The 16,866-nt window shown below is 42.7% G+C and carries 17 protein-coding genes and 3 pseudogenes; 11 read left to right on the top strand and 9 right to left on the bottom strand.

Annotation, left to right across the window (positions count from 1 at the left end; genetic code table 11):
• The first annotated feature begins 72 nt into the window (after positions 1-72).
• The 3 genes from AC6EJC_RS05895 to AC6EJC_RS05885 all read left to right on the top strand — a co-directional run bounded on the left by AC6EJC_RS05895 (position 73) and on the right by AC6EJC_RS05885 (position 2,779).
• Entirely contained in the window at positions 73-1,173 is a 1,101-nt protein-coding gene (locus AC6EJC_RS05895) for a toxic anion resistance protein (RefSeq protein ID WP_444953159.1), read from the top strand.
• Between the two features lie 339 nt (positions 1,174-1,512).
• A complete protein-coding gene (locus AC6EJC_RS05890; protein WP_444953158.1) occupies positions 1,513-2,058 on the top strand; it encodes a hypothetical protein in 546 nt (181 codons plus the stop codon).
• A 43-nt stretch (positions 2,059-2,101) separates the two neighbouring features.
• The gene (locus tag AC6EJC_RS05885; protein WP_134903218.1) at positions 2,102-2,779 is read left to right on the top strand and encodes a vWA domain-containing protein; all 678 of its coding nucleotides are present in this window, start codon (positions 2,102-2,104) and stop codon (positions 2,777-2,779) included.
• Between the two features lie 311 nt (positions 2,780-3,090).
• Here the strand turns inward: AC6EJC_RS05885 and AC6EJC_RS05880 are convergent, their stop codons facing one another.
• The 5 genes from AC6EJC_RS05880 to AC6EJC_RS05860 are packed head-to-tail and all read right to left on the bottom strand — an operon-like array spanning position 3,091 to position 7,188.
• The gene (locus tag AC6EJC_RS05880) at positions 3,091-3,471 is read right to left on the bottom strand and encodes a DUF3899 domain-containing protein (RefSeq protein ID WP_444953157.1); all 381 of its coding nucleotides are present in this window, start codon (positions 3,469-3,471) and stop codon (positions 3,091-3,093) included.
• Positions 3,471-5,114, bottom strand: coding sequence for a peptide ABC transporter substrate-binding protein (locus AC6EJC_RS05875; RefSeq protein WP_444953156.1), 1,644 nt, complete (start codon positions 5,112-5,114; stop codon positions 3,471-3,473). The genes AC6EJC_RS05880 and AC6EJC_RS05875 overlap by 1 nt, the downstream gene beginning before the upstream one ends.
• A 28-nt stretch (positions 5,115-5,142) precedes the next feature.
• The gene (locus AC6EJC_RS05870; protein ID WP_444953155.1) at positions 5,143-5,271 is read right to left on the bottom strand and encodes a hypothetical protein; all 129 of its coding nucleotides are present in this window, start codon (positions 5,269-5,271) and stop codon (positions 5,143-5,145) included.
• A gap of 38 nt (positions 5,272-5,309) precedes the next feature.
• Positions 5,310-6,260, bottom strand: a complete 951-nt coding sequence (locus tag AC6EJC_RS05865) for an ABC transporter permease (protein ID WP_444953154.1) — start codon at positions 6,258-6,260, stop codon at positions 5,310-5,312.
• Between the two features lies 1 nt (position 6,261).
• The gene (locus AC6EJC_RS05860) at positions 6,262-7,188 is read right to left on the bottom strand and encodes an ABC transporter permease (RefSeq protein ID WP_444953153.1); all 927 of its coding nucleotides are present in this window, start codon (positions 7,186-7,188) and stop codon (positions 6,262-6,264) included.
• Positions 7,189-7,506: 318 nt separating this feature from the next.
• Here AC6EJC_RS05860 and AC6EJC_RS05855 point away from each other — a divergent pair, with 318 nt between their 5' ends.
• Genes AC6EJC_RS05855 through AC6EJC_RS05845 form a run of 3 tightly spaced genes read left to right on the top strand, consistent with a single transcriptional unit; the run spans position 7,507 to position 9,742 of the window.
• On the top strand, positions 7,507-8,274 hold the full coding sequence (locus AC6EJC_RS05855; protein ID WP_075153808.1) for an amino acid ABC transporter substrate-binding protein: 768 nt from the start codon (positions 7,507-7,509) through the stop codon (positions 8,272-8,274).
• A gap of 40 nt (positions 8,275-8,314) precedes the next feature.
• Entirely contained in the window at positions 8,315-8,974 is a 660-nt protein-coding gene (locus AC6EJC_RS05850; RefSeq protein ID WP_023987212.1) for an amino acid ABC transporter permease, read from the top strand.
• Between the two features lie 15 nt (positions 8,975-8,989).
• A complete protein-coding gene (locus AC6EJC_RS05845; RefSeq protein WP_028542079.1) occupies positions 8,990-9,742 on the top strand; it encodes an amino acid ABC transporter ATP-binding protein in 753 nt (250 codons plus the stop codon).
• A 336-nt stretch (positions 9,743-10,078) separates the two neighbouring features.
• Here AC6EJC_RS05845 and AC6EJC_RS05840 read toward each other — a convergent pair.
• Positions 10,079-10,369, bottom strand: a pseudogene (locus AC6EJC_RS05840) (DUF6809 family protein).
• A 341-nt stretch (positions 10,370-10,710) separates the two neighbouring features.
• Positions 10,711-10,809 (bottom strand): annotated as a pseudogene (locus AC6EJC_RS05835) (GNAT family N-acetyltransferase); the annotation flags it as partial.
• Between the two features lie 407 nt (positions 10,810-11,216).
• Here AC6EJC_RS05835 and xynA point away from each other — a divergent pair.
• Complete coding sequence (gene xynA / locus AC6EJC_RS05830) at positions 11,217-11,855, top strand: endo-1,4-beta-xylanase XynA (protein ID WP_444953151.1); 639 nt, start codon at positions 11,217-11,219, stop codon at positions 11,853-11,855.
• Positions 11,856-12,146: 291 nt separating this feature from the next.
• Positions 12,147-12,869 (top strand): annotated as a pseudogene (locus AC6EJC_RS05825) (formylglycine-generating enzyme family protein).
• Between the two features lie 139 nt (positions 12,870-13,008).
• On the opposite strand, the gene AC6EJC_RS05820 reads toward AC6EJC_RS05825, so the two are convergent.
• Positions 13,009-13,653 carry a YczE/YyaS/YitT family protein gene (locus AC6EJC_RS05820; protein WP_444953150.1) on the bottom strand — a complete coding sequence of 215 codons (645 nt, stop codon included), beginning with the start codon at positions 13,651-13,653 and terminating at the stop codon, positions 13,009-13,011.
• A gap of 115 nt (positions 13,654-13,768) precedes the next feature.
• On the opposite strand from AC6EJC_RS05820, the gene AC6EJC_RS05815 reads away from it, so the two are divergent.
• The 3 genes from AC6EJC_RS05815 to AC6EJC_RS05805 all read left to right on the top strand — a co-directional run bounded on the left by AC6EJC_RS05815 (position 13,769) and on the right by AC6EJC_RS05805 (position 15,763).
• Positions 13,769-14,221: a MarR family winged helix-turn-helix transcriptional regulator gene (locus tag AC6EJC_RS05815; RefSeq protein ID WP_444953149.1), complete on the top strand. Its 453-nt coding sequence runs from the start codon at positions 13,769-13,771 to the stop codon at positions 14,219-14,221.
• A 23-nt stretch (positions 14,222-14,244) separates the two neighbouring features.
• Complete coding sequence (gene paiA, locus AC6EJC_RS05810; protein WP_444953148.1) at positions 14,245-14,763, top strand: spermidine/spermine N(1)-acetyltransferase; 519 nt, start codon at positions 14,245-14,247, stop codon at positions 14,761-14,763.
• Positions 14,764-14,869: 106 nt separating this feature from the next.
• Positions 14,870-15,763 (top strand): dihydrodipicolinate synthase family protein, encoded by an 894-nt coding sequence (locus tag AC6EJC_RS05805; RefSeq protein WP_444953147.1) that lies wholly within the window; start codon positions 14,870-14,872, stop codon positions 15,761-15,763.
• A 108-nt stretch (positions 15,764-15,871) separates the two neighbouring features.
• Here the strand turns inward: AC6EJC_RS05805 and AC6EJC_RS05800 are convergent, their stop codons facing one another.
• Positions 15,872-16,822, bottom strand: a complete 951-nt coding sequence (locus tag AC6EJC_RS05800; RefSeq protein WP_444953146.1) for a DMT family transporter — start codon at positions 16,820-16,822, stop codon at positions 15,872-15,874.
• Positions 16,823-16,866 lie beyond the last annotated feature (44 nt).

Below are 16,866 nucleotides of genomic sequence, written 5' to 3'. Positions count from 1 at the left end.
AAGCAGCATAGCTGCTCTGAATAACAACTATTAGCCTTGGGTAACAGTTGTTTTCAGAATAGGAGGTAGCGTATGGCGACCCCATGGGCTGAATTAAAAAAAGAAGATGAACAAAAGGTGACGGAGGAGGCTTCACAGCTGATTCAGAAGGTATCACAGAGCGATGTCATGAGCCTGGATACCTTAATGGATGACATTGGTAAGCTGGGGGTTAAAACGCAGGAACGTGCAGGGCAGACCCTTAAAATGCTGGATCGTCCGGTAAACGACCTCATGTCCGGTGATCGGGCCGAGGTATCGAATATGATCTTAAAGCTACGTGATGAATGCGAAATGCTCCAGCAGAGTAAAAATGTGAGTTTTTTTGGCAAGCTTCTGCGTAAAAGCCCGTTAAAAAACTACATTTACAAGTATCAGTCGGTGAAGACGAACATTGAGAAAATCATTACTGCCTTGAGAGATGGTAAGGATAATCTGGAAGAAAACATCGTCAGCATGAGGCAGTTGAAGAAGGCTTCCATTGAAGAAATCTACAATTTACAGACGAAGATTGCCTTTGGTAATCGCTTGAAAGAATTGTTCGAGACTGAGATTGCCAAGCCGGAAAATGAAAACCGTAAGCCTCATCTGGAGCGAGGATTGCGAAAGGTGGTTACTCGTACACAGTCAATGACTGAAATGATTTTGTTATACAATCAGGCGATTGCGGCAACGGATATTATTAATGATAACAATGATAAACTGATTGATTCTGTAAATAATGCGATCGATAAAACATCGAATCTGATCACCGTATCGGCTATGATCGCGATGGCGCTGGCGGATCAGGATAAAATCATTTCAGCCGTCGATGCGACCAACCGTACCATTGAAGATCAATTCAAGGAAAATGCGAAGCTTCTCAAAACGACGACCGAGAGAACGACAGATTTGCTTAGCAAACCTTCTATGTCACTGGAGGCTGTGAATCAGGCGATTGGTGATTTGGTATCTGCTTTGGACCTGTCTGAAAAATCGAACCGTCAAATTATTGAAAGCTGCCATAATTACACAAGCAAAATGACAGCAATCAATGCCAACCTCAGCCAACGTTTGGGGATCGAAGGGAAAGAACAGTCCCATACGCTGAAGGATAACCATTCTTCTGAGGGTCTGAGCTCGTTTTTGAACTGATGACCAATATAGAATAATGGACCTAATCTATTAAAAAGACGCCAGGATGACTCCAAAAGGCGTCTTTTTTTGGTTTGGCAGCAGCCAATAAAGGACATGATGAACATACATAGCATTCTCATGCATAAACTCTTAAAAAGCGAATGACAAAAGGAGAGAGCGAGCGTATGATGTCCTTTATTTTGGGGTGTGTGATTGTCTATTTACTCGTGGCTGCCAGTAGCGAAAAAGCAGATTCTATTGTGGAGTTAAATGATTCTGTGAAATAAAATTTTTTATTGAAAATCATGCATTTTCTGATAGGATAGAGTTAAATATTGGAATCCCAAAGGAGAATGCATGCTGGAATTTTCATTTGAAATCATCGACGAATCGAAAATCAACATTGTATATCAGTATGGAAGCAGCAACTTCAATTTTAATTTATTTTTTAACTACGGTGTGTGGACGCTGCATCCCTTTGACGGGATTCTGTTGCAGAACAAGGAAATGTGCCGTCTAATCGTGACGGATCTGTTTAAGAACAAAGATTTTCATGTGATGCTGGCGCGCGAAAATATTTTATTGTCAGCCCTGCGTACCTCTATTGATCTCAATCCCGAAACTCGGGGACAGCGATATCAGGAACAGGAATTTGATGAGCTGTCTGAGTTTGCTGAGACACACAGCTTTGAAGATGTGCTGCAAATCGAACAGGATTCCGTCCGCGAACGTATGGATTTTTTCCAAAACATTATTCAAAAAATGTATATGGAAGGATTCGGCCCGGAAGACAATGATTTTAACAAAGTACAAGCTATCCTCCGTATTTATAAGACTGTACATGACCAACTCGGAGAATTGAGTGACTTTCCCCTGAGAGGCGACGAACGACGCAGATGGTAGAATAGACGGACTAGGGTAAACATCATAGAGGAGCGTGGGGAACATGAGCGGTATTTCTTTACTTAAAAAGAATGCGCAACTGGTACTGACTAAAAAGAATCTAACAAATGTGACTGCGAGAGTTGGATTGGTGCTCGATATTTCAGGATCTATGAGAAGTTTGTACAAAAATGGTACTGTTCAAAAGGTGTTGGAACGAATTGTTGCAGTAGCGAGTTCTTTGGATGATGATGGTGTACTGGACGTATGGGTGTATGATCACCGTTTTTCACGTTTGCCGTCCGTTACCGAAAATGACGTTGACAACTATGTTGAAAGACATATTCTGTCCAATGATTATTTGCCCAAGTTCGGTCGTAATGATGAGCCGCCTGTGATGCGCGATGTGATCGCCAAATACACCAAGGAAGAACCCTCTTCTGATCCGGCCTTTGTTATTTTTATTAATGATGGCGGTGTGAAGCGTGGAAAAGGAGACAATATCGACAACGCAGTCATTGATTCGTCAGGAGAGCCGATTTTCTGGCAATTTATCGGTGTGGGTGAATCCGATTTTGGCGTATTAAAGAAGCTGGACAATATAGAAGGCCGTGTGGTAGATAACGCTAACTTCTTCCAAATTCAAGATATCGAATCTATGGAAGACAATGAATTGTACGAACTATTGCTTAACGAGTTCCCATCATGGTTACAGGAAGCGAAGGAAAAGCAGATTTATTAAGGCTACTAAGTACGATGAGCTCTTTTCAAAGCTTAATATATAAAAAATGCAAAAAGAGAGAGTTCCGCAGCAAACGCCTTTGCGAAACTCTCTCTTTTCTTTACACACCTCTAAAACGTATAGAAACTCTACGGCGATTGCCAGCGGAGCGGACAGAATTGTTCTGAAGAAGCGAAGCGTTCGCTTTTGTCCTCGGATTTTAACCTTTACTGGTTGTGTACAATAATGAAAATCCGAGGGCGGTGGCGATCGGAAGAACAATCTGCACGCGCAGCGCCCACCAACCGCAAGAAAGCTTTCATACGCCCTAACTAACTTATCCCCATTAATATCATCGAGCAAAGGATAAGCCCTGTCCCGCACCCCGAAGTGTATACCTTGAGATGGCGGAACATGGACGTTTTCCAGGCTGACAGAGATTCATCGGAACGCAAACGCTCATTTTCCTCCTGCAATGCCTTGGATTGACGAATGAACAACTGTCTGATGTCGGCAAATCCCCGCAGGAAGAGGGTGAGAAAACCGCTTTGCAGAACGTGGAAGATCGCACCGATCACCAAGCCCTGCAACCCCAACAGAAATAGCAAATTCGCAGTAGCCATGTTTTCACGACCATACAAGAGATGGGGCGTGGCGTACAGAAATCCTAAGGTACCGATAATCAGGGCAGTGATCCCGAAACGTAAAATCATTATTTTTCGACCCGTTTCGCAAAGCGTAGATCTGGGTTCGAACGAGCATCAAATACGATACCTTGAATTTTGGGACTGATTAATGCGGTGTCCGCAGAGAACTGGATCGGAATAATCGGCAGATCTTCCATCAATACGTCTTCTGCCTGATGGAGCTGTTCAAAGCGTTTTGCCGGATCAAGCTCAAAGGTTGAGGACTCAATCAGCTTGTCATACTCCGGGTTGCTCCAGTTGGTAAAGTTGTTCGAATTTTTGGAAGTATAATGCCCCAATACGCCGAGTGGATCAAGGAAGTTGCCTTCCCAGCCCATACGGGCGATCTGGAAGTTCTTTTGTTTAAAGGTATCAATGTACGTTTTCCATTCCTGATTCTCCAGCGTCACTTCAACGCCCAGGTTCGTTTTCAGCATTTCCTGAATGGCTTCAGCTACTTTTTTATGCTTGTCCGAAGTGTTGTACTTGAAGGTAATCGGTGGCAGCTTGGTTAAACCTTCTTCTTTCAAACCTTCGGCCAGTAATTGTTTCGCTTTTGCAGCGTCAAACTCATAGTATTTTTTCGGCGCTTCATCACGGAAGTCCTTGCCGGACGGCGTTGTTGTTCCGTATGGAACATAACCGTAAGCCGGAGTTTCGCCACCTTTGGTTACGCTGGTAGCTAGTGCTTCGCGGTCAATCGCGTAGGCAATGGCCTGTCTGATTTTTTTATTGTCAAAAGGCTTTTGTTTTACATTAAAAGAATAGGTGTACACACTGAAAGATGGGTGCGACAGGAATTCCTTGCTGCTCTTTTCCTGATCCAGTGTATCCACGGGAAGGCTCAAAATCAGGTCCAGATCGCCTGTTTTGTACATTTGATAATAGGTTGTGGAGTCTTGAACCATTTTAAAGTGAATCGTTGCCATCGTGATGGCATCTTTGTTCCAATATTGATCGTTTTTCGCCAGCGTAATTTGCTCGTTATGTTTCCATTCCTTGGCTACATACGCGCCGTTGCCGACAATCGTGTTAGCTTCTGCTGCCCATTTGTCACTTTTCTCAACAACGGATTGGTTTACTGGCAGATAGGCATGACCCACAGCGATCGTTGGGAAGAAGCTCAGCGGTGATTTCAGCTCAACTACAAGAGTTTTATCATCTTTGGCTGTAACACCCACGTCTTCAATTTTACCTTTGCCTGTGTTGTACGCTTCGGCACCTTTGATGTAGTAGAGGGCAGAAGGATCGTAGGCAGCTGTTTTCGGATTCAGTACCCGTTTCAAGGAGTATTCAAAATCCTTAGCAGTCAGCGGGTCACCATTCGACCATTTTGCGCCGTCACGGATGGTAAAGGTGTACGTTTTGCCATCAGGAGATACGTCTACTTTGCTGGCAGCACCTTCAACGATTTTACCGGCCTTGTCGTATGTATACAGCCCTTCGTACAAGTTATCAATCACAAAGTAGGACGTTGTATCCGATGCGAAAGCAGGGTCTAGCGTATAAGGCTCGCCACCTGCCAGATTGGCTGTAATTTCTTGCGGGATATCTGCTTGAGACGCAGCGGACGGGTCGTTGCTTGCTGTCTTGTCCGCAGTGCCGGAGCATCCGGCCAGAGCCGTTACGGCCAAAAGTAAGATGATAGTCATCCAATGCATTTTTTTCATCGTGGTTTTCCTCCATTACTATGATTAGTTATCCAAAAAATAAGGTACACCGTACCGGGATTTTATCATCCTCCTTTCCGGCAGGTATGCCGCGTGTGCGCACTTCTATAAAGGAACTACCGTTTTTCCTGCGGTTGGGCGAGAAACTGCGGATCATGGTGACACCCTCCTTGTCTAATTTGTGTCGCTCTGTTGCTAATGCTGTGAACGCGGATCAAGTGCATCCTGAAGCCCGTCTCCAAGCGTATTGAACGCTAGCATGGTGAGCGATATCATCAACCCGGGGAAGAATAGGCGCCACCATTGACCGCTTAAAATAACGCCAAGTGAATCGTTAGCCATCGTCCCCCAGCTGGCTGAAGGAGACTGAATCCCCAGACCGAGAAAGCTCAGGAACGATTCGGCAAAAATGGCCGACGGAATAGTGAACGTCAAATTTACGATAATGATTGCCGCTGCGTTTGGTAGCAAATGTCTAAAAATAATGCGCGAATGAGATGTCCCCAAGCTACGGGCAGCTAACACATATTCCTGCTGTTTGAGCTGTAAGATTTGCCCGCGCACCACACGTGCCATACCAACCCAGCCAGTAATAGATAAAGCAATAATCATCGTGAGCAGTCCTGGCTTCATAATGACGAGCAGCAAAATGATGACCAGCAGATAAGGAATGCTGTACAAAATTTCAATAATACGCATCAGGACACTGTCGATTCGGTCGCCCGTTTTACCACTTCCCGCACAATAGCCAGCTACACAGCCGACGAGAATGCCAAGTACCAAATCAATGGCGGCAGCGGCAAAGCCGATCATGAGTGAAATTCTAGCTCCGGCCCATGTCCGTGCCCATACGTCCCTCCCCAGATCATCCGTGCCAAACCAGTGCTCTCCCGAAGGAGAAAGATTCGTCTTCAAAAGGGATTGGTCACTGGGTGCATAAGGAACCATGGAAGGTCCAACAATCGCCAGCACAATAATAATGATAAGTAGGGAAAGCCCCAACAGAGCAAGCTTGTTGTTGAAAAGTCTGCGAAGCCGATCCCGCCATAGTGATTCTTTGGGTCTGGTCAACGTGGGGGTGGGCATCTGGCTGCGGTCTACAAGACTGAACAGGCTGTCCTTTTCGACAGTAGGTGCTGCTTTCATGTTAATCTCCTTTGCTGTCTAATTTGATTCGTGGATCGACAAGACGATAGGATATATCAATTAAAAATAAAGTAACGACCAGAATGGCACTGTAGAAAATGGTCGTACCCATAATCACTGGATAATCCCGGTTAAAGATACTGTCTACGAAGTATTTACCGATGCCGGGAATGGCGAATATTTTTTCGACGACAAAGGTACCTGTTATAACGGAAGCGAATAGCGGTCCGATAAAGGACAGCACCGGAATTAACGCGTTGCGTAATCCGTGACGAATGACTACTGCCCAAGAGGACAACCCTTTCGCTTTGGCGGTACGTATGTACTCCTCATGCATGACTTCCAGCATACTCGTCCGCATAAACCGGGCGATAACGGCAAGAGGTGAAACAGCGAGAGCCAGCGACGGAAGCACCGTATGCTGCCAGGTTCCCCATGAGGCGACCGGAAGCAGGTGCCATTTGACGGCAACATACTTGATTAACAGCGGTGCCAATATGAAGCTGGGTACGGAAATACCAACAATGGCGATAAACATCGAGATATAATCCAGTGGTCGATTATGGTGTAGAGCAGCCAGCGTTCCGAGCGAAATACCGGCAATAATTGCGACCACGATGGATTGAATACCCAGCAATGCAGAAGGTGGAAAACCTCGGGCGATGAGCATATTGACGTCCGTCGTTTTCGATTGAATAGACGGGCCCATATCCAGCACTAGCAGATTTTTTAGATACAGCACATACTGCACAGCGAGTGGCTTGTCCAGATTGTACCTGGCACGCATGTTCTGTAATACCGCTTCTGGAATCGTTTTGGAATCATTCGAGAACGGATCACCTGGGATGATGTGCATGATGATAAACGTTAAAGTGACGATAATCCACAACGTAATGAACATCGTAAAAAGACGCTTTAAAATGTACATGGGGCTTTATTTCTCCTGTCTATCAAGCTGATTTACATACTATTGCTGCTGAAATTTTAAAATAAATAAAAGTATATAAGAATACTAGGAAATAATAAGACGGTTTAGGTGACATGTCAAGGTAAGGTTTTACATTATAGAACACAGGTCAAATTTTCGTCACAGGTTTTCCATTTATATAAGGCTAAGATTCCGCTCATTCCTCTCGACGAGTATCCTGCGGTGTGTTATGATGATACTCTGATAACGTGTTAACGAACTAAAGCGTTTGCCACCTGTTCTTGGATACGGGGGTCACCATTGTTGGAGGGGAATAAGATGAGAAAAGCAGCCATGTTTACGATGTTAATTGGATTGATGATGATCGTGTTGGCCGGATGTTCCGGCGGTAAGGATGACAGTAAATTGATTATTGGAATTGATGATAAATTCGCCCCGATGGGCTTTAGAGATGAAAATAACGAGCTGACCGGCTTTGATATTGATTATGCGAAAGCGGCCGGGGAACAAATGGGTAAACAGGTGGAATTTCAGCCAATTGACTGGTCTGCCAAAGAATCCGAGCTGAACAGCGGACGTATTGATCTCATTTGGAATGGATACACCATTACGGATGAGCGTAAGGAAAAAGTGCTGTTCACGAAGCCATATCTGAAAAACAGTCAGGTAATTGTCATTCCTGCTACTTCCAGTCTTTCCAAGCTGGCTGATCTGGCGGGCAAAACGGTGGGACTCCAGACGCTGTCTTCAGCAGCCGATGCATTGGATGCGAATCCAATCAAAAGTAAATTGAAGCAAGTTTCCGAGTTCCCGGATAATGTGCTTGCTTTGACAGACTTGAAAACCGGACGTCTGGATGCGGTTGTCATTGATGAAGTCGTTGCCAAGTATTATATGTCGAAGGAACAAGGGACGTATAAGCTGCTTGATGAATCATTGGCTCCTGAGGAATACGGCATCGGTGTGAAAAAAGGGAATGAAGAGCTGTTGACGCAGCTGCAATCTGCATTGGATGAGCTGCACAAGAATGGAAAAGCTGCTGAAATTTCGAAAAAGTGGTTTGGTGAAGATAAAGTATTAAATTAATACGTAGTGTATTGAACTAAGGGTTTAGGAGTCGAAGGTTATGAGTATGGAATATATTTTACGAATTATGAAGCCTATGCTTGAAGGGGCACAGATGACGGTTATTTTATTTTTCATCACGCTCATCTTGTCTATTCCATTGGGTTTTATCGTTACGTTGCTGGCCAAAAGCCGGATTAAGCCAATCGCTTGGCTGATGCATACGTACATTTATGTTATACGCGGCACGCCGCTTTTGCTGCAATTATTGTTCTTTTGTTTTGGTCTGCCGATGTTGCCTGTCATTGGGGAGTATCTGGTATTGGACCGGACAACGGCTGCGGTACTGGCATTTGTACTGAATTATGCAGCTTATTTTGCAGAAATTTTTAGAGGCGGGATGTTGTCGATTGATAAAGGGCAATACGAGGCTTCGCAAGTGCTGGGCTTGAGCAAGTCGCAGACGCTGATTAGAGTCATTGTGCCGCAAATGGTACGGATTGCTTTGCCTGCGGTGACCAATGAGGCGACAACATTGGTAAAAGATACGGCACTACTGTATGCAGTAGCGGTACCGGAACTGCTGCATTTTGCCAATACGGCTGTAAACCGTGATTTCTCGATTGTACCTTATGTTGTAGCGGCGGTTATTTATTTGTTGTTAGCTTTGGTGCTGACGTTATTCTTCAGGGCGCTGGAAAAACGTTTTAAATTCGAGTAAAAGGAATGTCGGGATATGAATACTAATGCAATAGAAGTTACAGATTTGAAAAAATCTTTCGGCAAGCTCGACGTTCTGAAAAGAGTGAGCTTTAACGTTAAAGCGGGCGAGGTTGTAGCCGTCATCGGTCCTTCAGGTTCAGGAAAAAGTACCATGCTCCGTAGTTTGGTACACCTGGAAGATGTGACGGGCGGGACGATCCGCATTCATGATAAAGCACTGGTGGAAAACGGTCAGTACGCTCCGGCAGGTGATATTAAGGGCATTACCACCGGGATGGGCATGGTGTTCCAGCATTTTAATCTGTTCCCTCACTTGACGGTGCAGGATAATTTGGAGCTGGCTCCGAAGCTGGTGAAAAAGGTGAGCAAGGCTGAACTGCGTCGCCAAAGCGCTGAGTTGCTGGCTAAAGTCGGATTGGCAGATAAAGCAGATGCGTATCCATCCCGACTGTCGGGGGGACAGAAGCAGCGTGTGGCGATTGCCCGGGCAATGATGATGAACCCTGATATTTTACTGTTTGACGAGCCGACCTCGGCCCTTGATCCCGAGCTGACGGGTGAGGTGCTGCGAGTTATCAAAAAGCTGGCTGAGGAACATATGACGATGGTCATCGTGACCCACGAGATGAACTTTGCGAGAGATGTGGCGGATCGTGTCATTTTTATGGATAATGGAGAAATTGCAGAATCCGGTACACCAGAGCAGATTTTCAACAATCCGCAGCTGGAGCGGACGAAGGTGTTTTTGAATCGGGTGGGGGATTAAAAATAATTACTGGTGGTGCGGGGAGGCGCTGCGCGTGCAGATTGTTCTTTCGATCGCACACGCTTCTTCAGAACAATTCTGCCTGCTCCGCTCACCGACCACCTGTGCCGCAACAAGTTTTTAAGAAGGAAGTGTGCGGCACGTATCGGGTCGTTAATCTGACTCCGCCGTGTTCAAGGAACAACTGGCCCAATACCGAGCGGCAGAAGCGAAGTAAAAGGATTTGCATACAAAGCAAAGCACTTCAAGGCAGAAGGTCAATTTTGCCGTTTGAAGTGCTTTTTTTAAGTCATTCGTTAAGTCTTCCCATCATGATTGGTGCGGAACACACTCGTTTCATGGTTTATTAACATTCACAAATTCCTTCTCCCCGCTAAATATTTCAATCATCGTTAAGGCCCCCGCTCGATACCCATGGGTGAACGCTGCTGCGGAGTGCAGGGAAGTTGACTCGTTTAATAAATCAAACATAACTTCAATTTGCTAAAAATAGACTTCTGGTAATTTATTTTTTAGCATCTCCATATATTCACTAATTTTTTGATTAACTTTTTGAGATTCAGGGTCGGTTGACTTTATTTGTTCATTGGGACGCCAATTCCCATAATACATATCCTCCAAAATCATTTTCATCATGCCTCCCTATGAAAAGTTAATGTTTGTCCTCACGTGAATCAAGAATTCCTTATGCACTGTCATCACCAAACACAGTTTACAGCATACGATGGATGAATATTGATATTTATGCGTTATTTGCATAAAGTTTTTTTGTAAGCTGAGTTAAAAATGTACATGAGGCGCCACTACGCGGTCGGATGGTGCTTCCCATCGCTGTTGTGCCCAGATTCCTTAATGGTGAGTATCGACTTTATTCTGGTCAGACAGTTAATCCTAACGTTACAGGTAAAAAAGGCATAACTTGCACAATAAAGCTCCCGTGATGATTCATAGGAGCTTTATTGCTGGAATTATTCATTGAATCGTCCCATCATAACCGTGTTGTGGGGCTTACTGTCGGCCAGAGTTTTGTTCTTTTTTAATATGCCTTCGATCTCAAACCCTAGTTGCCAATGGCAGCTTTTTTTAGTTTTAAGGATATAGGTTCTTGTCCTCAGCTTGGGACAAGAACTTATATCGTTGCCGATTAGATGAATATCTAAAAAATCCGACGTAAAAATAGATTCGCATATTGCTCGAATTAATAAAAGCAGCCGAGACCTTCTTCCAACGTTACGGAACCCGATATACTCTTGAAATCCTCGACGGATTCTAAAAATTTCAAAGAAAGCTAAACATAATAGAGTTAAAGCTTTAATTTGCTAGGTTCTTATGTAAACGCTATCATTCTATAATTTACTCAGAAAGGAGGTGAAAGTAAAAAACGAGATATGGCACGGATAAGTGATGTACTGCAAAGAGAATCAATCAACAAGCAGGTGTATGGGACAAACACAAAAATTTTAGGAGGTAAAGTATGTTTAAGTTTAGTAAGAAAATGATGACGGTAGTTCTTGCAGCTTCTATGAGTTTTGGGTTGTTTGCAACAACCTCAAGTGCAGCGACAGACTATTGGCAAAATTGGACCGATGGCGGTGGGACGGTCAATGCTGTTAATGGATCAGGCGGTAATTACAGCGTAACATGGAAGGATACCGGGAATTTTGTTGTCGGCAAAGGCTGGACTACTGGATCGCCAAACAGAACGATTAACTACAATGCCGGTGTCTGGGCGCCGTCCGGTAATGGATATTTGGCTCTTTACGGGTGGACGAGAAACTCACTCATCGAATATTACGTCGTTGATAGCTGGGGGACTTATCGACCTACCGGAACGTATAAAGGTACGGTGACCAGTGATGGGGGCACATATGACATCTACACAACAATGCGATACGACGCACCTTCCATTGAAGGCCCAAAAACGACGTTTATTCAGTACTGGAGTGTTCGACAGTCGAAGAGACCGACCGGGGGCAACTCCACGATCACTTTCAGCAACCACGTGAAAGCATGGGCGAGCAAAGGGATGAATCTGGGGAATAGCTGGTCTTACCAGGTGTTAGCAACAGAGGGGTATCAGAGTAGTGGGAGCTCTAACGTAACAGTGTGGTAACCACTCAACTGCAAGCTGTTCAACGAACAGGCGCGGTTGGGACTGTCTCACGGGATAAGCGGGTTTTGAGAGCTGTCTGATAGATAGGGTTTAAATGAATCGATCATGGAGGACTCACCGAGCCCTAAGTATTGTAGACAGGCCGATGACCGTTCCCCTCCAGTCTATCCATCAGTCCGGATGCGTTGCGGGCCGTTTCCTGCCAGACGAACGGCCTTCGACGCTGCTGGAAGCGAGTTGCAGGCCATCACGGCCTACTATTTTTCCTATCAGCTTAAAGGAGATCTATCAATGAGAAAGCTATTAATGTTCCTTTTAATAGCAACAATGATTGTGATCAGCGCTTGTTCGCAAGATAAGCCTGAGAAAAAGGATGACCTTGTATTTGTGGAAGGTGGAATTTTCAGAACAACAAGTCCAACAACTCTGGAAAAAGCGTGACCCTATCGAACTTTTATATCGGCAAATATGAGATAACCCAAAAAGAGTGGGTTGAAGTCATGGGAAGTAATCCCTCGGTATTTGTAGGCGACAGTTTGCCGGTAGAAATGGTGAGTTGGTATGACGTTGTGGAGTACTGTAATCAAAGAAGTATACGAGAGGGTTTAAAACCGTGTTACAACATAGACAAGGAAAGACCCGAATAATAAGAATGATAACGATAATATAAAATGGACAGTAACGATTAATGAGGGAGCTAACGGTTACCGATTGCCTACAGAAGTGGAGTGGGAATATGCTGCAGGCGGAGGTCAGGCGAGCAAGGGTTACACATACAGCGGAAGCAATAATGCCGACGAGGTCGCATGGTATTGGAAAAATGCCGGAGACAAATACTTATCTGGAGACTGGAACTGGTACGAAGACTTGGATAGCCAAAGCGGTTCCTACCGGGTTGTGAAGGGTGGAGGTTGGATCGGCAACGTCAGCAACAACGAGATATCTTTCCGAGGCAGGTTCGATGCAAATGGCTTTGGTCCCGATCAAGGGTTTCGTATAGTTCGTACAGAATAGTCGGAACAAGGCACACCAGGCGAATGTTAAACTTACGGGACACGATAGTTGAATATCACACATTGTTGAGCAGGCGCTTCCAGTCTGCTCTTTATTTCGCTTACGGGCAGGTTAGTTGAACAAGAAAATAAAAAGGATTCTATATTGAATGCTTTTTATCTTTATCATAATTTGGTGATGTACTAGGATGTGTTAATATGCGGTCTAATACTTTTTCAGTAAATAGCATAAAGTAATTAAGTATTAGCCCCCCTAAACAAACGGTTAATAAAGTTCCAACGCCAATGGGTCCATTTAAAATCATTGCCATTATCAAGAATACGAGGTAAATGAATGTTCTCGAAAAAAATATATTTGTTCTAGTTATTTCTTGTATGATTAATGTTAATCGGTCAACTGGAGTCGGTGCAAAATTTGTGTGTAAATATGTTGCAGTTCCTAATCCTGTAACAACTAAGCCGATTCCAAAACAAACAACTTTGCTGTACCATAGTTCGGGTGTTATCAAATTGTGCAATAAAAAAAGCCACATATCAATGCCAATCCCCGTTATAAATGCTGTTAACAACCCCAAAACTTCTGGTTTTTGTCTTTTTAAAAATGAATTACAACATATTAATATTAAAGCTATTATTATTTCCCAACTTCCCACAGTAAGCCCCACATTTATGGACAGTCCTACCAAAAGTGCATCAAAAGGTGAAGTTCCAAGGTCTGATTGTATAGTGAACGAAATACCAAGGGTTAATATTAAAATTCCTAATACATAAAAAACATAGTTCACTTTACTCGACCTCTTCATCATTATTTTTTGTTGCAAATGCAACATGTTTAGGTTAAGTTTAATATATGCCATTTTTATTGCACTTGCAACAAAAATATGTACTAAGGAGTTAACTATGAAGGAAATTCTTCGTGAAATTGGAATGATAGCAAGGGCATTAGATTCTATAAGTAATATAGAATTTAAAGAATATGACCTTACAAAAGGGCAGTATTTGTACCTTGTGCGAATTTGTGAAAACCCAGGAATCATTCAAGAAAAGTTAGCTGAGATGATAAAAGTAGATCGAACAACAGCAGCTCGTGCTATAAAAAAACTTGAAATTAATGGCTTTGTTGAAAAGAGAGAAGATAAACAGAACAAAAAAATCAAAAAACTCTTTCCAACAGAAAAAGGGAGTAATGTTTATCCTTTTATAAAAAGAGAAAATGATTATTCCAATATCGTTGCATTAGAGGGATTTTCCGAAAGGGAAGTAGAAACCATTTTCAATCTTATCCAAAGAGTAAGAAAAAATATAGAAAAAGACTGGGAATTTGTAAAAAAGGGAAACAAGAGAAAATATTAATTATATGAAGGGGCGATATTTAAATGACTATAAATATAAAAAAGTGTACCCTTGAAGATTTACGCAAACTTCAAGAAATTAGTTATGAAACATTTAATGATACATTTAAGCATCAGAATTCAACCGAAAACATGAATGCCTATTTGGAAAGGGCATTTAACTTAGAACAATTAGAAAAAGAATTATCCAATATTTCTTCACAATTCTTTTTTGTTTATTTTAACAATGAAGTCGCTGGATATTTAAAGGTCAATACCAATGATGCTCAGTCTGAAGAAATGGGTGATGAATCACTTGAAATCGAGAGGATTTATATAAAGAACAAATTTCAAAAACATGGGTTTGGTAAATATCTACTAAATAAAGCTATGGAAATTGCGATGGAACATAAAAAAAAGAAAATCTGGCTAGGCGTATGGGAACAAAATGAAAATGCTATTGCTTTTTATAAGAAAATGGGGTTTGTTCAAACAGGAGTCCACTCTTTCTATATGGGTGATGAAGAACAAATAGATTTTATAATGACCAAAACACTCATATAACATTTCTCTGAAATGATATTCAGCTAACTTCAATTTTTTTATGTGTTAGGTTTATAGTAGTAATTAAAGTATTTCATCTATCCCAACTAGAAAGGGTGTATTTATTATGTTTACAGGCTTATCTGCATTTCCTCTAACTCCAATGAATGAGTCCGGGATAGCTGAAAAGGCTTTTATACGACTGCTCAAACGTTTAACCTCAGCAAGAGTAGACTCGATCGGTGTTTTAGGATCGACTGGCAGTTATGTTTATCTCAATCGGGAAGAACGCCTGCGTGTTACTCAACTCGCGATTGAGTACGCGGAGGGGATTCCTGTAATGATTGGAATCAGTGCTTTACGTACTCGCGATGTGCTCCAATTAGCAGAAGATGCCCAAAAAGCAGGAGCAAATGGTGTTCTTTTAGCACCTGTCTCATATCAGCAATTAACCGAGGACGAGGTGTTTTCACTATATGAAACGGTAACAAATTCTCTTACCGTACCCTTGTGTGTATATGATAACCCAAGTACCACTCACTTTAGATTCAGTGATGAATTGCATGGAAAAATCGCACGGTTACAACATGTCCGTTCGATTAAGATCCCTGGGGTCCCTAGGGATTTGGTTTCAGCTAGGGAAAGAGTGGAACAGTTGCGTGCACATATTCCGCCTGATGTCACTTTAGGGGTTAGTGGCGACGCGTATGCTACAGTTGGCTTAAATGCAGGATGTGAGGCTTGGTACTCTGTACTTGGTGGGTTGTATCCAGATATATGTATAAAAATAACACGCTCTACTCTTGCTGGGCGTTCTGTTGAAGCTGAGAGTCAATCCGCCCGCCTAGACCCTCTTTGGAATATGTTTCAAAAGTACGGTAGTCTGCGCGTGGTTGCTGCATTGGCGGAAATGCAGGGATTGACCGACAATCCGAGTCTTCCGCTCCCGCTGCAAGGTTTAAATGAGATAGCTCGCCGAGAACTAGCCAATATTCTTACCGGTTTGGAGCTTAATAGTTAATCACTTACACATGTGTAATGTCACCTATTATTTATTGGACATAAATCTATACGACAATACCTGAAAAGATTAAGCTAACCGGAAGTTTACCGTAATACCCCCCCAGAATTAGCTGACTCTGAGGGGCTTGTCATCTTTTTTCGATTGGTTATTTGGAGAAGACTTTTTATTGAATGCCAATAACAAAATAAGTCCGATGATACATACTACACCAATCCATTGGAAAAATCCAAAAGGCTCTTTTAACCAAAATACAGTTGTTAAAACGGCAGCTAGTGGTTCCAAACTACCTAGAAGGCTTGTTTCTTTTGGTGAAAGACTTTGTAAACTTTCTATATAGAACCAAAATGCTATCATTGTGCCGAATATGATAACGAATACTAAATATAAAGAGGTTTCTAGTGTCAAGTTTTTAAAGTCTATCTGCCAAGGTGGATGGATAAAACTTAATCCGAAACCGCCGATTATCATAGCCCAACCAACTATGACGAGGGAATCGTATTGCTTCAAAAGAGGAATTGCGTACAAGGTATAAAAAGCCAGGGCTATTCCTGATAAAATCCCCCAAACTATTGCGATTTTCGGCACGGATAGTTGCGAAATGGAGCCGTTTGTTAATAAGAAAAAACAACCAACTAAAGCAAGGATAATAGCTGACAAATCCTTTCGTGTTAAGACAATGTGTTTCCGTAGAATTAAATAGATGATAATCATTATAGGGGCTAAATACTGTAATAGCGTTGCAACAGCAGCATTACCACTTTTGATCGATGCCATATACGTATATTGAACCGAAAGCATACCAACCAAACCGAAGACAATGAGTTGAAAAGCTCTCCTTTTATTTTTCCATACACCCCATATTTGCGAATGGTCTTTTACAAAAAATTGAACGGTCAAGAGTAAAACACCAGCTATGAGCAAACGTGTTGTTACAAGCCAATTTATATCGATTGTGAATTGTTGAAAAAGTTTTTTTGAAACGGTGCCACTAATCCCCCAAAATATAGCTCCTGTTATAACAAGAAATAATCCTGTTCTTCTAGCTGAATTATCCATGAATATTCTCCACCTTGAAATATAATAATAGTGTTATAATAGGT

Source organism: Paenibacillus sp. TY11 (assembly GCF_059772165.1).
The sequence above is the reverse complement of the archived record's forward strand: the minus strand, read 5'-3'. Positions and strand labels throughout refer to the sequence as shown.

Excerpts from the sequence above, each read along its gene's own strand:
- AC6EJC_RS05895 (WP_444953159.1), top strand. The coding sequence starts at position 73 with ATGGCGACCCCATGGGCTGAATTAAAAAAAGAAGATGAACAAAAGGTG.
- AC6EJC_RS05890 (WP_444953158.1), top strand. The coding sequence starts at position 1,513 with ATGCTGGAATTTTCATTTGAAATCATCGACGAATCGAAAATCAACATT.
- AC6EJC_RS05885 (WP_134903218.1), top strand. The coding sequence starts at position 2,102 with ATGAGCGGTATTTCTTTACTTAAAAAGAATGCGCAACTGGTACTGACT.
- AC6EJC_RS05880 (WP_444953157.1), bottom strand. The coding sequence starts at position 3,471 with ATGATTTTACGTTTCGGGATCACTGCCCTGATTATCGGTACCTTAGGA.
- AC6EJC_RS05875 (WP_444953156.1), bottom strand. The coding sequence starts at position 5,114 with ATGAAAAAAATGCATTGGATGACTATCATCTTACTTTTGGCCGTAACG.
- AC6EJC_RS05870 (WP_444953155.1), bottom strand. The coding sequence starts at position 5,271 with ATGATCCGCAGTTTCTCGCCCAACCGCAGGAAAAACGGTAGTTCCTTT.
- AC6EJC_RS05865 (WP_444953154.1), bottom strand. The coding sequence starts at position 6,260 with ATGAAAGCAGCACCTACTGTCGAAAAGGACAGCCTGTTCAGTCTTGTA.
- AC6EJC_RS05860 (WP_444953153.1), bottom strand. The coding sequence starts at position 7,188 with ATGTACATTTTAAAGCGTCTTTTTACGATGTTCATTACGTTGTGGATT.
- AC6EJC_RS05855 (WP_075153808.1), top strand. The coding sequence starts at position 7,507 with ATGAGAAAAGCAGCCATGTTTACGATGTTAATTGGATTGATGATGATC.
- AC6EJC_RS05850 (WP_023987212.1), top strand. The coding sequence starts at position 8,315 with ATGAGTATGGAATATATTTTACGAATTATGAAGCCTATGCTTGAAGGG.
- AC6EJC_RS05845 (WP_028542079.1), top strand. The coding sequence starts at position 8,990 with ATGAATACTAATGCAATAGAAGTTACAGATTTGAAAAAATCTTTCGGC.
- xynA (WP_444953151.1), top strand. The coding sequence starts at position 11,217 with ATGTTTAAGTTTAGTAAGAAAATGATGACGGTAGTTCTTGCAGCTTCT.
- AC6EJC_RS05815 (WP_444953149.1), top strand. The coding sequence starts at position 13,769 with ATGAAGGAAATTCTTCGTGAAATTGGAATGATAGCAAGGGCATTAGAT.
- paiA (WP_444953148.1), top strand. The coding sequence starts at position 14,245 with ATGACTATAAATATAAAAAAGTGTACCCTTGAAGATTTACGCAAACTT.
- AC6EJC_RS05805 (WP_444953147.1), top strand. The coding sequence starts at position 14,870 with ATGTTTACAGGCTTATCTGCATTTCCTCTAACTCCAATGAATGAGTCC.
- AC6EJC_RS05800 (WP_444953146.1), bottom strand. The coding sequence starts at position 16,822 with ATGGATAATTCAGCTAGAAGAACAGGATTATTTCTTGTTATAACAGGA.